This is a genomic window from Candidatus Poriferisodalis sp. (genome assembly GCF_965262965.1).
Taxonomy (GTDB): Bacteria; Actinomycetota; Acidimicrobiia; order Acidimicrobiales; family Poriferisodalaceae; genus Poriferisodalis.
Genome location: NZ_OZ253573.1, coordinates 854,026 through 869,101 on the forward strand (window position 1 = coordinate 854,026; position 15,076 = coordinate 869,101).

The 15,076-nt window shown below is 65.8% G+C and carries 15 protein-coding genes; 5 read left to right on the forward strand and 10 right to left on the reverse strand.

All coding sequences use genetic code 11. The annotated features are described in order from the left end of the window. Genes ACQY5K_RS03975 through ACQY5K_RS03990 form a run of 4 tightly spaced genes read left to right on the forward strand, consistent with a single transcriptional unit; the run spans position 1 to position 3,491 of the window. Positions 1 to 1,293, forward strand: coding sequence for an aspartate aminotransferase family protein (locus ACQY5K_RS03975; RefSeq protein ID WP_428120267.1), 1,293 nt, complete (start codon positions 1 to 3; stop codon positions 1,291 to 1,293). After that, entirely contained in the window at positions 1,286 to 2,314 is a 1,029-nt protein-coding gene (locus ACQY5K_RS03980; RefSeq protein ID WP_428120269.1) for a phosphotransferase enzyme family protein, read from the forward strand. The genes ACQY5K_RS03975 and ACQY5K_RS03980 overlap by 8 nt, the downstream gene beginning before the upstream one ends. Positions 2,315 to 2,323: 9 nt before the next feature. Then, positions 2,324 to 2,812: an aldehyde dehydrogenase family protein gene (locus tag ACQY5K_RS03985; RefSeq protein ID WP_428120271.1), complete on the forward strand. Its 489-nt coding sequence runs from the start codon at positions 2,324 to 2,326 to the stop codon at positions 2,810 to 2,812. A gap of 34 nt (positions 2,813 to 2,846) precedes the next feature. Next, positions 2,847 to 3,491 carry an aldehyde dehydrogenase family protein gene (locus ACQY5K_RS03990; RefSeq protein ID WP_428120273.1) on the forward strand — a complete coding sequence of 215 codons (645 nt, stop codon included), beginning with the start codon at positions 2,847 to 2,849 and terminating at the stop codon, positions 3,489 to 3,491. Here ACQY5K_RS03990 and ACQY5K_RS03995 read toward each other — a convergent pair. Further along, complete coding sequence (locus tag ACQY5K_RS03995; RefSeq protein ID WP_428120275.1) at positions 3,488 to 3,835, reverse strand: type II toxin-antitoxin system PemK/MazF family toxin; 348 nt, start codon at positions 3,833 to 3,835, stop codon at positions 3,488 to 3,490. The two genes, ACQY5K_RS03990 and ACQY5K_RS03995, sit on opposite strands and share 4 nt — an antisense overlap. Continuing rightward, on the reverse strand, positions 3,835 to 4,056 hold the full coding sequence (locus ACQY5K_RS04000; protein ID WP_428120277.1) for a ribbon-helix-helix domain-containing protein: 222 nt from the start codon (positions 4,054 to 4,056) through the stop codon (positions 3,835 to 3,837). The genes ACQY5K_RS03995 and ACQY5K_RS04000 overlap by 1 nt, the downstream gene beginning before the upstream one ends. Before the next feature lie 108 nt (positions 4,057 to 4,164). On the opposite strand from ACQY5K_RS04000, the gene ACQY5K_RS04005 reads away from it, so the two are divergent. Further along, entirely contained in the window at positions 4,165 to 5,235 is a 1,071-nt protein-coding gene (locus ACQY5K_RS04005) for a DUF917 domain-containing protein (protein WP_428120279.1), read from the forward strand. A gap of 22 nt (positions 5,236 to 5,257) precedes the next feature. On the opposite strand, the gene ACQY5K_RS04010 is transcribed toward ACQY5K_RS04005, so the two are convergent. The 8 genes from ACQY5K_RS04010 to ACQY5K_RS04045 all read right to left on the reverse strand — a co-directional run bounded on the left by ACQY5K_RS04010 (position 5,258) and on the right by ACQY5K_RS04045 (position 14,926). After that, positions 5,258 to 6,247, reverse strand: coding sequence for an LLM class flavin-dependent oxidoreductase (locus tag ACQY5K_RS04010; protein ID WP_428120280.1), 990 nt, complete (start codon positions 6,245 to 6,247; stop codon positions 5,258 to 5,260). After that, positions 6,244 to 7,845 (reverse strand): hydantoinase/oxoprolinase N-terminal domain-containing protein, encoded by a 1,602-nt coding sequence (locus tag ACQY5K_RS04015; RefSeq protein ID WP_428122537.1) that lies wholly within the window; start codon positions 7,843 to 7,845, stop codon positions 6,244 to 6,246. The genes ACQY5K_RS04010 and ACQY5K_RS04015 overlap by 4 nt, the downstream gene beginning before the upstream one ends. Before the next feature lie 29 nt (positions 7,846 to 7,874). Beyond that, a complete protein-coding gene (locus ACQY5K_RS04020) occupies positions 7,875 to 10,211 on the reverse strand; it encodes a xanthine dehydrogenase family protein molybdopterin-binding subunit (RefSeq protein ID WP_428120282.1) in 2,337 nt (778 codons plus the stop codon). Continuing rightward, complete coding sequence (locus ACQY5K_RS04025; RefSeq protein ID WP_428122539.1) at positions 10,208 to 10,699, reverse strand: (2Fe-2S)-binding protein; 492 nt, start codon at positions 10,697 to 10,699, stop codon at positions 10,208 to 10,210. Before ACQY5K_RS04025 ends, ACQY5K_RS04020 begins: the two co-directional genes overlap by 4 nt. Continuing rightward, complete coding sequence (locus ACQY5K_RS04030) at positions 10,699 to 11,565, reverse strand: FAD binding domain-containing protein (RefSeq protein WP_428120284.1); 867 nt, start codon at positions 11,563 to 11,565, stop codon at positions 10,699 to 10,701. The genes ACQY5K_RS04025 and ACQY5K_RS04030 overlap by 1 nt, the downstream gene beginning before the upstream one ends. A gap of 153 nt (positions 11,566 to 11,718) precedes the next feature. Beyond that, on the reverse strand, positions 11,719 to 12,027 hold the full coding sequence (locus ACQY5K_RS04035) for a type II toxin-antitoxin system PemK/MazF family toxin (RefSeq protein WP_428120286.1): 309 nt from the start codon (positions 12,025 to 12,027) through the stop codon (positions 11,719 to 11,721). Further along, positions 12,024 to 12,233 (reverse strand): type II toxin-antitoxin system CcdA family antitoxin, encoded by a 210-nt coding sequence (locus tag ACQY5K_RS04040; protein WP_428120288.1) that lies wholly within the window; start codon positions 12,231 to 12,233, stop codon positions 12,024 to 12,026. The genes ACQY5K_RS04035 and ACQY5K_RS04040 overlap by 4 nt, the downstream gene beginning before the upstream one ends. 110 nt (positions 12,234 to 12,343) lie before the next feature. Beyond that, positions 12,344 to 14,926: a leucine-rich repeat domain-containing protein gene (locus ACQY5K_RS04045; protein WP_428120290.1), complete on the reverse strand. Its 2,583-nt coding sequence runs from the start codon at positions 14,924 to 14,926 to the stop codon at positions 12,344 to 12,346. Positions 14,927 to 15,076 lie beyond the last annotated feature (150 nt).

Here is a 15,076-nt window from a genome sequence, read left to right on the forward strand (position 1 = left end):
ATGAATTCGACATCGGGCCCGTCACTTCGAGTTCGGCGGGATCAGGCACTGGGCGCAGGCGCGCCGCTGTTCTATTCCGAGCCGCTGCACATCGTGCGCGGCGACGGCGTCGAGCTGTTCGATGCCGACGGCCGCCGCTATATCGACATGTACAACAACGTCCCGTGCGTGGGCCATGGCAACGCACGTGTCGCCGAGGCGATGGCTGCCCAGCAGGCCACGCTGAACGTGCACAGCCGGTACCTGCACGAGGGCATCGTCAGCTTCGCCGAACGGCTCGTGGGCCTACATACCGACCGCATTGAGAGCGCCGTCATCAGCTGCAGCGGCACCGAGGCCGTCGAGGTGGCGCTGGGGATGGCGCGGCTGGCAACGGGCCGACGGGGTGTGATCGCCACCAATGCCACCTACCACGGCAACACCGAGGCGGTGATTGCCCTGACGCTGGCCGCGAGACGACCCGCGGAGCACCCAGAGGTGGCAACGATCCCCTTTCCGCAGCGCTATCGCCCCATCACTGAGGGGCTCGACGACGGCGAGCTTGCCGACGCCTACCTGGAAAAGCTCGCTGCTGCCATCGACCACTTAGAGGCATCGGGACAGGGTGTCGCGGCGATCATCCTGTGCTCGATCCTGGCCAACGAGGGTCTGCCAGACATCCCCGGCGATTTCATGGCGAAAGCTGCAGAGATGGTGCGCGACGCCGGCGGACTGGTCATCGCGGACGAAGTGCAGGCCGGTTACTGCCGCACGGGACGCTGGTGGGGCTACGAGGTCACGGGGTTCGAGCCGGACATCGCCGTGATGGGCAAGCCGATGGGCAATGGCCTGCCGCTATCCGCGACGGTCGCGAGCCGCGCTCTCGTCGAGGGATTCCGGAAGGGCACGCGGCACTTCAACACCTTCGCCGCCAGTCCCCTGCAGGCCGCTGTGGGTCATGCAGTGATCGATGAGATCACCGAGCACGGCCTGGCGGCCAACGCCAGCAAGATCGGCGGAAAGCTGAAGGCTGCGCTGGCCGAACGGGCCGAACGGTGCCCCTGGATCGGCGACGTTCGCGGGCACGGTCTGTTCATCGGCGTGGAGATGGTGACGCCCGATGGTGACCTGGCTCCGGACCGTGCTCGGGCGGTGGAGGTCACCGATCGTCTGAAGGACCAGGGCATCTTGGCGTCGAACGCCGGCGCCCACGCCAACGTGCTGAAGCTCCGGCCGCCGCTCGTTCTGCAGCAGTCCCACGCGGACGAGTTCTTGGCAACATTCGACGCTGTGCTGCACGATCTCGATGGCTGACGGGGCTGTGGCCCCGTACGCATCGCCGGCCCGGGAGGCGCTCCGAGCGTTCGGCCTCGGGTCGGCGCGCCTGAAACTTGTCGGCATCAGCGAGAACGTCACGTTTCGCGCCGACGACGACCGCTCGGGTCAGGCCTACGTCCTGCGATTGCACCGGCCCGGTTACCACACCCTCGACGAACTCAACTCCGAACGCGCGTGGCTGGAGGCGCTGCGCGGCAGCGGCATTTCCGTGCCGACGCCGGTTGCTGCGCCCGACGGACGCTACTTCGTGCCCACCGATGTCGCCCAAGATGAGACACGGCAGGTCGGGCTCAACCTTTGGGCGCCGGGTGAGATCGTCGGTGAGCTGCTCACTGCGCACGACAAGTGCACTGATGCAACAGAACCGGTCGAGATCGCCGAGCCGTTCGGACAGCTCGGCGGCTTGATGGCAGCGATGCACAACCAGGCGACCGCCTGGACACCGCCGTCATCGTTCCGGCGCCATCGCCTCGACACCGACGGTCTGCTCGGCAATGCGCCCTTCTGGGGCCCGTTCTGGGAGAACCCGGTGCTCGATGCCCGCGAGCGCGACCTGCTCATCGCAACACGCGATCACTGCCGGGAACGGCTGCGTCGCTACGGCGAACCGCGTCGGACCTTCAGCTTGATCCATGCCGATCTGCACCTGGCAAACCTGCTCACCCACGATGGCCGGCTGAGCGTCATCGACTTCGACGACGCCGGCTTCGGCTGGCACCAGTACGACATCGCAGTGGCCATGTTCCATTCGAGAGGCACTGCGGACTTCGAGGCTGCCCGGCAGGCGTTCCTGGGTAGCTACCGAGCAGTGCGCCCCATCAGCGATGACGATCTGGCGCTCGTGCCGATGTTCGAGTTGATTCGTGGCATGGCGATCCTCGGCTGGAGGGCCCAGCGGCCCGAGATCCCGTGGCCCGATGGCCAGCTCGAGATGTTCCGCCGCGGTGTCGTCTCCGGCTGCGAGCGCTTGCTCAGCGGAAAATCGGCCTCGGCCTAGGGTGCGCAGATGCATCAGCTCATCGGGGGCGAGCGGCGCATCGGCCGCAGTATCACGGCGCTCGCGGTCGTCGAGCCCGCTACTGGCGAGGTGTTCGCAGAGGTCGATACTGCATCGCTTGCCGACATCGACGATGCCGTCGCCGGCGCGAACGAGGCCGCGACCGAACTGGAGCGGCTGAGCTTTTTCGAACGCGCTGAACTGCTGCATGCTGCGGCGGGCTGTATCGAGGCGTCAGCTGACCCGCACGCTGAACAACCGGCTCGCGAGAGCGGCAAGCCGCTTGCGGCAGAGGCTGTCGACGAACTCGCCGAGTCGGCCGAGATCTTTCGGTTGGCCGCCGAGGAGATCAAGCGACTCGAAACCCATGTGCTGCCGAGCGTCGACCCGCGCAAGCGAGTTTTTACCCACCGCAAACCGAACGGTGTCTATGCGTTGGTCACGCCGTGGAACTTCCCGATGAACATCCCGGCGGAACGGCCCGCAGATTGTCTTTGACGACGCCGACCTGGCCGGTGCCGCCGGTGCCGCTGTGTTCGGCGCGCACTTCGTGTCGGGACAGTGCTGTGTGGCTACCGAACGCTTGCTGGTACACCGCTCGGTCCACGACGAACTCGTCGACCTCGTCGTGGAGCGTGCCGAGGGCGTCACCCTCGGCAATCCGCTGGACGACACCACGTTGATGGGGCCACTCAACAACGAGGCGGTCGCGACCCGCATGGATGCCCACGTCGCCGAGGCCCGGGCCCAAGGTGCCCGAGGGCTGCACGGCGGACAACGCGAGGCCGACCGCTGTACGAACCTGTACTACGAGTTGACAGTCATCGACGACGTCACGCCCGCCATGGACGTCTTCCGTAACGAGACCTTCGGCCCCGTGGTGCCGATCACCTGCTTCGACACCGACGACGAGGCATTCGCCCTCGCCAATGACTCCGACCTTGGCTTGCAGGCCTCGGTGTTCACCTCGTCGTTGGCTCGTGCCTACCGGGCCGTCGATGAGCTTCGTACAGGCACCGTCCTGGTCAATGAGGGGACCGCATTCTGGGAACAGCACCCGCCCTTCGGCGGCGCCTCACGAACCGGAACCGGGTGGGGCCGCATCGGCGGCAAGTACACGATCCTCGACATGACCGACCTTCGCACCGCCATCATCGACACCGGCCCCCCTGCCTAAAGATCGAGATGGAGCCGGAGGGCGTCGTCGAGCCGTTCCATGAGTTCGAAGGGCAGCACGCCCATCCGATCGCCAATTCGACTCGTTGCAACTGAGCGGATCTGTTCTGCCTGAGCTTTGGAATCGACGCGCAGTTCTGTATTGGCGGCTTCGACGAAGACTTGAAACGGCAGAATTCGGTCAGCGTTTGAGGTCAGCGGCACCACAGTGATGACGCCGCGTCCTGTGAGGTTCGCAGCGGCGTTCGCAGCGTTGTTACTTACGATGACAGCAGGCCGGCGCTGAGCGACCTCGGAACCAATGGCGGGACCGAAGTCGACCATGTGGACCTCGCCCCGTTGCATCAGTCGGTCTCAAGTCCATCGCCCGCAACGGCGTCCCACACCTCTGCGTCTTCGTCGGACCAGTCCTCGTATGCCGCTACGTAGTCGACAATCAGTTCGGATCCCCGCAACATCCGGATCGCCTGTCGGATCGTCGCCGACCGTGACGGTAGCTGGTGCGTTTCTGCGTACGCATCGAGTGTTGCAACGTCCTCATCCGGGATGCTCACACTGATCTTCATACCAAAATCTTACTTGAGTAGGAAAACGATCTTCTGGCCATCGACGCAGCGACAGGCTGCGGGGTAGCGTCGGCGGTTGCTGCGTCGGCGGGTGGCAGGAGGGACGCTGTGTGGGAGATCACCGAGCCTGATCTCGCACCGATTGCGTTGGGAGCTGCGGTGCTGGGCACCGGCGGCGGCGGGAATCCCTACCTCGGGCGACTGAGGGTCCTCCAAGTGCTGCGAACCGGCGGGCGGGTGCGGATCATCGAGCCTGACGAGATCGCCGACGATGACTTGCTCGTGGCCGTCGGGGGCATGGGTTCGCCGATGGTCAGCCACGAGAAGCTGGCCGGCGGCGACGAGGAGACCGTGGCGGCCAGGGCACTCGAACGCCACCTGGGCCGCAAGTTTGACGCGATCGCCCCGTTCGAGATGGGCGGCAGCAACTCGATGGTGCCGATGGTGGTCGCCGCCGCGATGGACATTCCCATCGTGAACGGTGACGGCATGGGCCGGGCCTTCCCTGAACTGCAGATGATCACGTACCTCATCTATGGGGGCAATCCCTACCCCGCCGCCATCGCCGATGAACGCGGCAGCCAGGTGGTCATCGCCGAGGTCCCCGACGCCAAGTGGCTCGAGCGCATTGCGCGGGCCGCGACGGTCGAGATGGGTGCGCACACGGGGTTGGCATCAGCCGTCATGGACGGCGCCTACTGCCGTCGATCGATCATTCCCAACACACTGCGACTGGCCAGCGACATCGGGCATGCGGTGCATCATGCCCGTGACGTCAAGGACGATCCCGGCGAGGCGATACTGGCCGTCGCTGGTGGCATGCGGTATCTGCGCGGCAAGGTCACCGACGTGCATCGGCGCAACGCCGCTGGCTTCGCACGCGGTCAGATGACCGTGGCGGGCATCGGCGACGATGCCGGCCGCACCATCCGAATCGACTTCCAGAACGAGAACCTCGCCATCTACGAGAACGACGAGCCTCAGGTGATGGTGCCCGACCTCATAACGCTGGTCACCTCCGACACCGGCGAGCCGATCACGACCGAGCTCCTCCGCTTCGGCGTGCGTGCAGACGTGCTCGTGCTGCCCGCACCCGACTTGCTGCGCACGCCCGAGGCGCTTGCCGTCGTCGGACCGCACGCCTTCGGCATCGACGCCGACTACGTCCCCGCCGTCTGACGCGCCGGGTACCGGCACACCTTCAGGTGCGGGGCAGTACCTCACCGGCGGTGAGGTCGATAATCTCCGCCAAGCGGTCGGTCGCGATCGGGAACAGCGCCACCGAATCGGCGCCCCCGGCCCACAACGCCCGAATCTTGGCGGCGCACTCGGCAGGCGTTCCCGCCACGGTCAGGTCTGCAACCCATTGGTCGGGCATGCCGTCTCGCACCGCCGCGTAACCGCCCTTGCCGATCAAGACCTGCAGCTCGTCGGATATGCCATACACGTCGGTGAGGGCATTGGGACCGTGCTGGCGATAGAAGGCCAGCGAAGCCCGAGCGGAATCTCGTGCTGCCTGGCCGTCTTCGTCGACGGCGTACAGCGCGAACACCGTGATCGGATGGGTATCGGCACGGCCGGCTAGCTGGCGCCCTTCGTCGATGCGCCCCTTCGCCCATTCCACATACCGCAAGCTGGAACAGACCGAGAGCACAGTCCCATCGGCGATCTCGCCGCTCAGGCGCAGCATGTTCGGCCCGGACACGCCAAGCCGCACTGGCATCGGCGGGCCGGTCTCGGGGTACCTCAGCTTGACGTCGTTGAATTCGAACACGTCTCCGTGACGGTCGAGCGTCTCACCGGCGAGCAGCGACTTGACCGCTGTCACACATTCCCGCACTGCTGTCAGCGGCGATCGGGGATGCAGGCCCATCTGGCGGACCCACACCGGCACGCCGAGTCCGACGCCCGCCACCAGCCGCTGCGGTGACGACCGGCTCAGCGTTGCCAGCTCCATCGCCAGCACCGAGGGATGACGGGCCACCGCCGACACGACGCCCAGACCCACCGTTATCTCACTAGTGGCGCCGAGCACCACCGAAGCGCCCGAGATGCCGCCGGTGAAGAAGTAGTCCTCAGCCAGCCAGATCTCGTCGAAGCCGCTCGACTCGGCCTGCGCCGCCGCATTGGCAATGGCTTCGGGAGCAATCGCGCTGCCCAGGATGAGTCCGATCGATCCCTTGTTGCTCATATGTCTGTCCCTGTGTGCGAGGTGCCGTCGGCCGCGGCCAAGTCGCCGATGGCCTTGACCCGGATCCGTATGGCATTCGACGGTAAGTATGTGAGAGGAATCTCGTCCACGTCGGTGATTTCGACCGTGGCCGCATCGGCACCAGCGTCGACTGCACGCTGTGCCGTCACGGCTCGGGCTCGCTCCATTGCTTCGTCGCGGGTCATCTCGGCCATCGAGTACACCCGCTCGGTCTCCGCTCCCACCTGAGCGATCGCTGCACCGATCGCGCTGGCGACCGAGAAGTGTTCCGGCCGGATCGTCTCAGACGCTCCCGCTAGGCCGTCGCGCACCAGGACTCCTCCGCCGCCCACCACCACAACCGGCACCGGATTGGCCGAAGTCTTCATCTGCTCGACCGTTTCGGCCAGCATCACCTGTATCGACTCCACGGCGTTGCGCACGAGCGCCGGGTCAAGATTCGCTGTTGCCGCTCGATCGCCGATGTCAGCCATGCCAGCAGCAGTCGCCACATCGGTGGCCGTCAGCTCCTTGCCGCCGAACACGAGCGCTTTCTCAGCGAGCTCGTAGCCGACGCTGTCGGGGCCGACCGTCACGCGATCGCTCTGGCCGCAATCGCTTTGGCCGCAGTCTGAGCGCACCAGACTTCCGCCACCCAGTCCCAGCGACAGCACGTCGGGCATCCGAAAGTTTGTGCGAACCCCCGCCACCGACACCGCCGTCGATGCTTCACGCGGGAAGCCGTTCACGAGGACGCCAATGTCGGACGTAGTGCCACCCACATCGATGACGACGCCGTCACGTACGCCGCTCAGAAATGCGGCGCCGCGCATCGAGTTCGTGGGGCCCGACGCGAACGTGGCCACCGGGTAGCGGCGGGCGAAGTCGGCGCTCATGAGCGTGCCGTCGTTCTGGCTGACATGGAGCGGGCAATCGAGGCCCAGCTCAACCAGCGCCGCGACGAGGCCCGCAACGGTGCGTTCGGCGAGCGGGCGCAGGCAGGCGTTCACAATCGCGGCGTTCTCTCGTTCGAGCAGTCCGAGCCGGCCGATTTCGCTCGACAGGCTGATGTCCAGCCCGGGCACCTCGTCGCGCAGGACTTCTTGGGCTTCGAATTCGAGGCTGGCGTCGACCGGTGAGAACACCGACGCGACTGCCACTGAGCGCACTCCCTTCGAGGCAATGTCACGAGCCGCAGCTCGCAGCTCCTCGTGGTCGATCGGGCTGATCAAACGGCCGTCAAATTCATGGCCGCCATGGCACAGGTAGACGTGGTCGCCGAGCACGGCCCTCAGCCGTTCGGGCCAATCGATGAAGGGCGGCAATCCCTTGGTGGCGGGCAGCCCAAGGCGCACCACCGCCGTCGGCACCAACCGGCGTCCCTCCACCAGCGCATTGGTGAAATGCGTCGTGCCGATCATTACGGACCCGATCGCGTCGGGCGACAGACCGTGCCCATCGAGCAGCATCCGCACCGCGGTCACGATGCCCTCGGTGACCTCCGGCGTCGTGGTGGCCTTGGCCCAGCCCACGACGTCGTTGCCCGACACGGCGACCGCATCGGTGTTGGTGCCGCCCACGTCGACGCCGATACGCAACGCCCCCGGTGGCGGGGCCTGCGGAGCGCTCACCGTGCCCGCTCCAAGGCATCGAGCACGGCCTCCGGGGTGATCGGCAATGTGTCGATCGGTGCGCCGATGGCATCGGCAACGGCATTGGCGACAGCGGCCGCGACAGGGACCACGGGCGGCTCGGCTGCGCCCTTCGCGCCGTAGGGACCTGCCGGGTCTGCGTGTTCCATCACGATCATCTCCACCTTCGGGACATCTGCGGCCAGCGGCAGGCCATGTTCCTTGAACGTGCGCTGGACGTATCGGCCGTGATCGAGATCGACGCGTTCGCTCAGCGCAAAGCCCAGGCCCTGTGCGACGCCGCCTTGGATCTGGCCCGCTATGGCGTCAGGGTGAATTGCTCGCCCGACCTCCTGGCACACCACGTAGCGCTCCACCGTGACTCGCCCGGTGACCGAGTCGACGCTGACCTCGGCCTGGTGCAGGTGGTAGGTGGGCGTCGGCCACCCCTTGATCAGCATGCCGGTTGCGCACATGGGATCGTGCGGAGGCGTTGGAGTGACATACGAAGCGCCTGCCGCTATCGGTCCCTCTGTCCATGTGGCTGCCTGGGCGACCTGGCCGAGTGTGAGGCTCGCGGCAGGAACACCGGCGACGGACACGACGCCGTCGGCGATCACCAGGTCCTCGGGAGCCGCTTCGAGCATCTGTGACGCCCGATCGAGCACTTGGCGTCGGACGTCTGCGGAGGCGTCGGCGATAGCACGGCCGACGACGTGGGTGGTGCGGCTGCCCTGGGATCCAGCGTCGTAGCCGGTTGCGTCGGTGTCGGGCATCGTGACCAGAACCTGATCCGCTGCCAGTCCCAATGACTCGGCTGCGATCTGCCTCAAGGCGGTCACGACTGCCCCCGAGCCGTTCTCGGTGGCTGAGGTGATCACGGTGGCGGTGCCGTCCTCGTTCAGCTTCACCGTGGCGTGGCCCGGCATCGGGTTGGTGAGCCAGACCGCTGCCGCCATGCCAACACCACGCAGCAAGGCGTCACCCGCATCAGGCAGTTTCGTCTGGCGCGACACGATGTCGCGCTGTCCCCCATTGCGCGACACGATGTCGCGCCAGGGCGCCAGTTCGTCGACTCGTTCGAATGCCTCGTGCAGAATCGACACCTGCTCGAGCGGCTGGCCGTTGCGCATCAGGTCGCCGTCGCGCGCCAAGGCCGAGAGCCGGAATTCCCGACGGTCACGACCGAGTGCGTCCGCAATGGCGTCCATGTGGCGTTCGTTTGCGAACACCAGCCAGGGTCCGTTCACCCCCCGGTAGGCGCCGGTGGGTGCGGTGTTTGTGTACACGTTTCGGGTCCGGATTCGGGCGGTGCCCACGCGGTAGATCGAGCCGAAGACAAACATCGGGATGGCAGACAGCGCCGGGCCATTGTTGGCGTATGCGCCGCTGTCGGACACGATCTCGACCTCGGTGGCCAAGACCGTGCCGTCTCGCCGTACTGCGGAGCGAACAGACACCAGCGCATTGGCCCGACAGGGCGCCACCAGGCGCTCTTCGAGCGCACCGTGCTGCATGCGGACGGGGCGGCGGTAGCGCCGGGCCAGCAATGCTGCGAACGCTTCCAGGCTGACATCGAGCTTGGCGCCGAAACCGCCCCCGATGTGATGGCCGACTACCCGGACCGCTGAGGGCATCACTCCGAGCATCTGAGCGACTCGGTCGCGCAGCCGGAACGGGTACTGGTGGGAAACCTCGATGGTGTAGCGACCCGACTCGAAGGTGGCCAACGCCATCTTGGGCTCCAGGTGCGCCTGGTATTGCCGGGGCGTGCGATAGGTGCCCTCGACCACCAGATCTGCTACCGCAAATGCCTCATCGAGATCACCAGGATCGTGGACTACCTCAGCCACCACGTTGCCGCTGCGCCCGATGTCGGCGCCGCCGGCCACGGCGAAACGATTCCACGCGGGGTGGACCAAGCGCGCACCCGGTGCGAGAGCCTGTTCGGGCGTAGAAATCGGCTCGATCTGCTCGATGTCGGCGGCCACGGCGTTCGCTCCGGCTTCGGCGGCATTTCGGTTGTCCGCGACCACGATCGCAATCGGCTCCCCCTCATACGCCACGTAGTCGGCAGCCAGGAAGGGAGTGTCGGACACAATGACGCCAGTGCGCCAATCCGGCACGTCCGCCGTGGTCAGCACATCGAGTACACCCTCGATCTCCAACGCCGGGCCAGTGTCGATAGCTCGGATCTGGCCGGCAGCCACCGGCGATCGGGCGAGCGCAGCCCAAAGCATCCCCGACCTCACGAGGTCGGCGCCAAAGACGGCTTCGCCGCGCAGCTTCGCGTCAGCATCGCTGCGTGCAGGGCTGACGCCGAGTGCGCTCACGACGACACCGCCGCCGCCGCGTCGAGCGCTGCCTCGACGATCTGCTGGTAGCCCGTGCAGCGGCAGATATTGCCCGACAGGGCCCGGCGAACCTCATCCTCGGTCGGTTGGGGCACCTCAGCGAGCAAGGCCGTCAGCACCATCAGCACGCCAGGCGTGCAATAGCCGCACTGCACTGCCGCATGATTCACAAATGCCTGCTGCAGCGAGGTCAGCTCATCCGGTCCGGCAAGCCCTTCGACCGTGCGAATGGTGCGTCCGCTCGCTGAACCGGCAGCGAGGATGCACGACGCCGCTGGGCCGCCGTCCACCAGCACCGTGCAAGCGCCGCACTCGCCCTCGATACAGGCTTCCTTCGGTCCGGTGAGCCCGAAGCGATCTCGAAGCGTGCCCAGCAATGTCTCGCCCGCACCGACATCGAGCCGGTGCGCTCGGCCGTTGACCGTGAGCCGGATGGCGACAGTCTGTTCCGATGAGCCTGCGGGCATCATTCCCCCGCTTCGATGATCTTGTCGGCACACCGCTGTGCGAGCCGGTTCAACAGTCCGGGGAGCACGCGTCGCCGGTACTGCGCAATCTCGGTTCGCTCTGGTGCAGCCGCCTGGGCCAGCTCTTCACCAGCCTCGTCGAAGTTGACCGGGCCGCCGTTGAGTTGCGTGCCCAACATGGCTGCCTCGGCCGCCTGCACCCGATGTGGGGACTGACTGCCGCCGCAGGCCGCGACCTTGGCTTGGCTCACCATGCCGTTTGGCGCAACCGACAGCCTCAGTGCCAAGCCCACGACGGCTAGATCCATGGCGCTGCGACGACCCACCTTCAGGTAGCCCTCAGCGCTGCGTCCGCCGAGCGGCTCAATCTGGATGGAACGCAACAACTCGGTGGGGCGCAAGACCGTGCCACCGGTCCCGTCGAGAAACTCATCGAGCCCCAGGCGCCGCCGACCTGACTTGGACACCAGCGCCAGCTGGGCATCGGAAATCAGCAGGGCTGGCAGCGTGTCGGCGGTCGTTGCGGCCCCGCACACGTTTCCTCCCAGCGTGGCCACCGTTTGGGTCTGCCATGCGCCCACCGCTGTGGCTGCTTGCGCTAGCGCCGGATGCTGCAGCGCAATGAGCGAAGAGGTGGCGAGCCTGCGCAATGTGACTGACGCACCGATGTTCGTCACACCGCCGACCTCGGACATGCCGCGCAACCCATCGATCCCACCGATATCGATCAACGCCGCCGGTGCACGTTCGCCACGCAGGTACTGCGGCATCACGTCGGTCCCGCCGGCCAGGACACAGCCCTCGGTGCCCCACCGGCTCAGCTCGTCTACCGCCTCGGCGACGCTGCTGACCCTGCAGAACCGCACGGCAGAACCTCCTCAGCGCCCTCAGTCGGGGCCCCTCAATGCGGGCACCCCTCGATCCGGGCGATGGTAACCCTCACCTCTTCTGGGATGCGGCCCATGTGGAGCCGAGATGGTCTCCTCCTGTCGGGCATCGCCCATCAGCGGAAAGGTCCATCAGCAGCCGAGCGCATAGGTGACGGCGCGGCACACCGACTGCATCGTCGAGTCATCCAACTCTCCGGCCATCGCTGTGAGCGACGAGCGCCGAATCGTATGCAATCCGTCACAGTTGATGGCCGAGTCTGCGGGGAGTTCAGCTTCGGTCCCGCCCACGGAGACTTCGACGGCGAGCCCTCGTATGGTCGTGGTGATCTCGGCAACGGTGACCATCTCGCGGACATCGATGACCTCGGGACGAGTCAACACCAACACTGGACGCCGCTTGGGGCCCACGTGTGCCCACCACACTTCGCCACGATTCACGCCTCGCCCCAGGCTTCGGCCTCATCCCAGAAATCGTCGGGTTGTTCAGGCACACGCTGATAGGCCGCTCGATCAGTTTCGCCGAGCGCTCGCTTGACTGCGGCGGCCACGCCCTCTCTCGCTGCGGCCGAGACGTTGACATGGAGCAGTTGCGCTTGCTCCGCCATCTCCCGGTCCAGCGTAAAGGTGGTTCTCGTGGTTGCCATCACTTTATGCTAGCACTCGGCAGTAGCATACGATGCTGGTGCTCTGTGATGCCCGAGGCCTCGTGGCCGGCGCAGCAGCGAGGATGGCGGTGCGCCCGCGATGGTCTCCTTTATGGGGTATCGGCCGGGCAATGCGGCAATCCGAGGGTGCCCAGATCGTCGGCTGAGGTCTCGAGTGATTCCCAGGCAGCCGGCAGACAGCCAGACAGGTCGTTGGCGCTGATGAAGATCTGCTGCAGGTTGGTCAGGGTGCCGAGTTCGGCGGGGACTTCGCCCGACAGTTGATTGTCGATCAGGTACAGGTGGGTCAGCCGAGTCAGGCTTCCGAGTTCGGGCGGAATCTCACCCGAGAGCTGATTGCCCCACAGGTACAGCCGCTGCAGCTTCTCCAGATTGGCCAACTCGACGGGGATCTCGCCGGACAGCCGGTTGACCATCAGGTACAGGCGACGCAGATTGGTCAGGTTGCCCAACTCTGCGGGGATCGAGCCGGTGAGCTGGTTGTTGTTGAGCCACAGCTCGGTGAGCGATGTCAGATTCCCCAGTTCAGGAGGAATCTCGCCTGTCAGCATGTTCTCGTCGAGGTCAAGACGCTCGAGTTTCGCCAAGCTTCCGAGTTCCGGCGGAATCTCGCCCGTGAGGTCATTGCTCCACAGGTTCAGCCACCGCAAGTTCGCCAGACTCGCCAGTTCGACCGGAATCTCGCCTGACAGCGCGTTGCGACGGATAATCAACATTTGCAGGCGCTCGAGATTGCCCAGCTCGGCCGGAATCTCGCCGCTCAGCGAGTTGTAGCTGAGGTACAGCGCCACCAGATTGCTCAGCCCGCCCAACTCCGGCGGGATCTCGCCTTCGAAATGGTTGATCCGCACGTCGAGCCATCGCAAGTTGCCCAATTCGCCGAGCCAGGGCGGAAGCGGACCGGACAAGTCGTTGCTGCCGAGCCACAGGTGCGTCAAGCCCACAAGTCGGCTCAGCGATGCCGGCAGTTCTCCCGACAGGGCGTTGTAGCGCAAGTCCAAGCGCTCCAGGTCGCCGAGCCTTCCGAGCGCTGCGGGGATCTGGCCAGACAGGCGATTGCCAGCCAGCTTCATGTGCCGCAGGGAAGCCAGGTTGCCCAGTGATGCGGGGATCTCGCCGGTGAGATTGTTGTTGTGCAGTTCGAGCACCGTCAGCTTGGCGAGTTGGCCGAAGCTGTGCGGAATCGCCCCCGACAGCTCGTTGTTGCCAAGGCGCAGGCGCTCCAGGGCGGTGAGTTTGCCGATGCTGGACGGCATCACGCCGTGCAGCCGGTTGCCGCCGAGGTCCAGCTCTCGGAGGCTCCTCGCGCTGCCGATCTGGCTAGGAATCCGGCCGGTCAGCTCGTTGCCGCGCACGTCGAGCCGCTTGAGCTGGCTGAGGCGCCCGAGGACGGCTGGGATCCTGCCCGACATCCTATTTGCGCTCAGATCGAGCTGTTCCAGGTTCCGAAGCGAGCCGACGTCGTCGGGAATCCGGCCCGACAGCTCGTTGGTGCTCACGTCGAGCACCCGGAGTTCTGTGAGAGTTCCCAGGTCTGGCGGCATCCAGCCCGTCAGCTCGTTGTTGCTGAGCAAGAGGTGCGTCAATCGGCCCAGGCCACCGAGACGCGAAGGGATGCTGCCGCTGAAGTAGTTCCGGTCGAGTTCCAGCCGCTCCAGCGTCGAGAGATTGCCCAGTTCAGGCGGGATCGGCCCCGACAGCTCGTTCGCAGACAGGAGCAGTTCCTCGATCTGTTCGAGTGTGCCCAGCTGTACAGGAATCAGACCCGACAAGTCGTTGTGCGAGAGATTCAGCCTCAACAAGCTGTTCAAGCCGCCGAACTCCGCGCGTATCTCGCCGGTGAGGCGATTGGCGCTCAGGTCGAGCCACCTCAGGCTGCTCAAGCCGCCGATCTGTGCGGGGATGGCGCCCTCTAACTGGTTGCGGCTCAGGTCGAGCCACTCAAGGAGCTCCAGCGCACCGAGCTCGACTGGAACCTCGCCCGAGAACCGGTTGCCGCTTCCGTGAAAATGCGTGAGCGATGCGAGCCGGCCCAACTCCGCGGGAATCGGCCGCGAGAAACTGTTTGTGCGTACATCGAGCACTCGCAGGACCGCAAGTTCGCCAAGCTCAGTTGGCAGCGCGCCCCACAGCCCGTTGTTGCGCACGTTGAGAACCTCGAGCTGCGCGAGGTCGCCGATCTCTGGGGGAATCGGCCGTTCCAATCGGTTGCTGCTCAAGTCAAGAACGCGCAGCCCGCTGAGCGCACTCAATTCACCGGGAATCTCGCCGACAATCTCGTTGTAGCTGAGATCCAGAACTTCGAGACGGTCGAGCACACCGAGGCCAGTCGGAAGCTGCCCGGACAGCCCGTTGTCGGGCAGACGAAGCGCAATCACCCTTCCATCGCGGTCGGTGGTCACGCCGTGCCAATGCTCCAACGGAGCCTCGCTGCCCCACAATGCTGCGTTGCGCCAGTTCGCTCCGTCGGTCGCTTCGTAGAGCTCCAGCAGGGCCTTGCGGTCGGGCGGTTGCGACGACGTCTCCTGCGCACCGCTGACGCCGGCAGCAGCTACGAGCCACACGGCCACCGCTGTGAGCACGGCGCCGAATCGCAGGGCCAGCTGCGTCGGCGTCTTCTGAGACCGCGGGCCGTTCGCTTGACGCTTCAACCCGCGTCGCTTGTGGTGCATCGATGGGACCGTACACGAGCACTCGCGCAACCCTTGGGAACATGGCAACGCCAGCACGAAGCGACTGCGACCCGCAGCGTGTCGATCAGTTGTGCCGGTCCGCAATCGCTTCAGAGGAGCGCTGCATTGCTTTGGGTACTCCCGAAGATC

Bases quoted from the DNA above. Each gene is read 5' to 3' on its own strand.
- ACQY5K_RS03975 (WP_428120267.1), top strand. From the start codon at position 1: ATGAATTCGACATCGGGCCCGTCACTTCGAGTTCGGCGGGATCAGGCA.
- ACQY5K_RS03980 (WP_428120269.1), top strand. From the start codon at position 1,286: ATGGCTGACGGGGCTGTGGCCCCGTACGCATCGCCGGCCCGGGAGGCG.
- ACQY5K_RS03985 (WP_428120271.1), top strand. From the start codon at position 2,324: ATGCATCAGCTCATCGGGGGCGAGCGGCGCATCGGCCGCAGTATCACG.
- ACQY5K_RS03995 (WP_428120275.1), bottom strand. From the start codon at position 3,835: ATGCAACGGGGCGAGGTCCACATGGTCGACTTCGGTCCCGCCATTGGT.
- ACQY5K_RS04000 (WP_428120277.1), bottom strand. From the start codon at position 4,056: ATGAAGATCAGTGTGAGCATCCCGGATGAGGACGTTGCAACACTCGAT.
- ACQY5K_RS04010 (WP_428120280.1), bottom strand. From the start codon at position 6,247: ATGAGCAACAAGGGATCGATCGGACTCATCCTGGGCAGCGCGATTGCT.
- ACQY5K_RS04025 (WP_428122539.1), bottom strand. From the start codon at position 10,699: ATGCCCGCAGGCTCATCGGAACAGACTGTCGCCATCCGGCTCACGGTC.
- ACQY5K_RS04040 (WP_428120288.1), bottom strand. From the start codon at position 12,233: ATGGCAACCACGAGAACCACCTTTACGCTGGACCGGGAGATGGCGGAG.
- ACQY5K_RS04045 (WP_428120290.1), bottom strand. From the start codon at position 14,926: ATGCACCACAAGCGACGCGGGTTGAAGCGTCAAGCGAACGGCCCGCGG.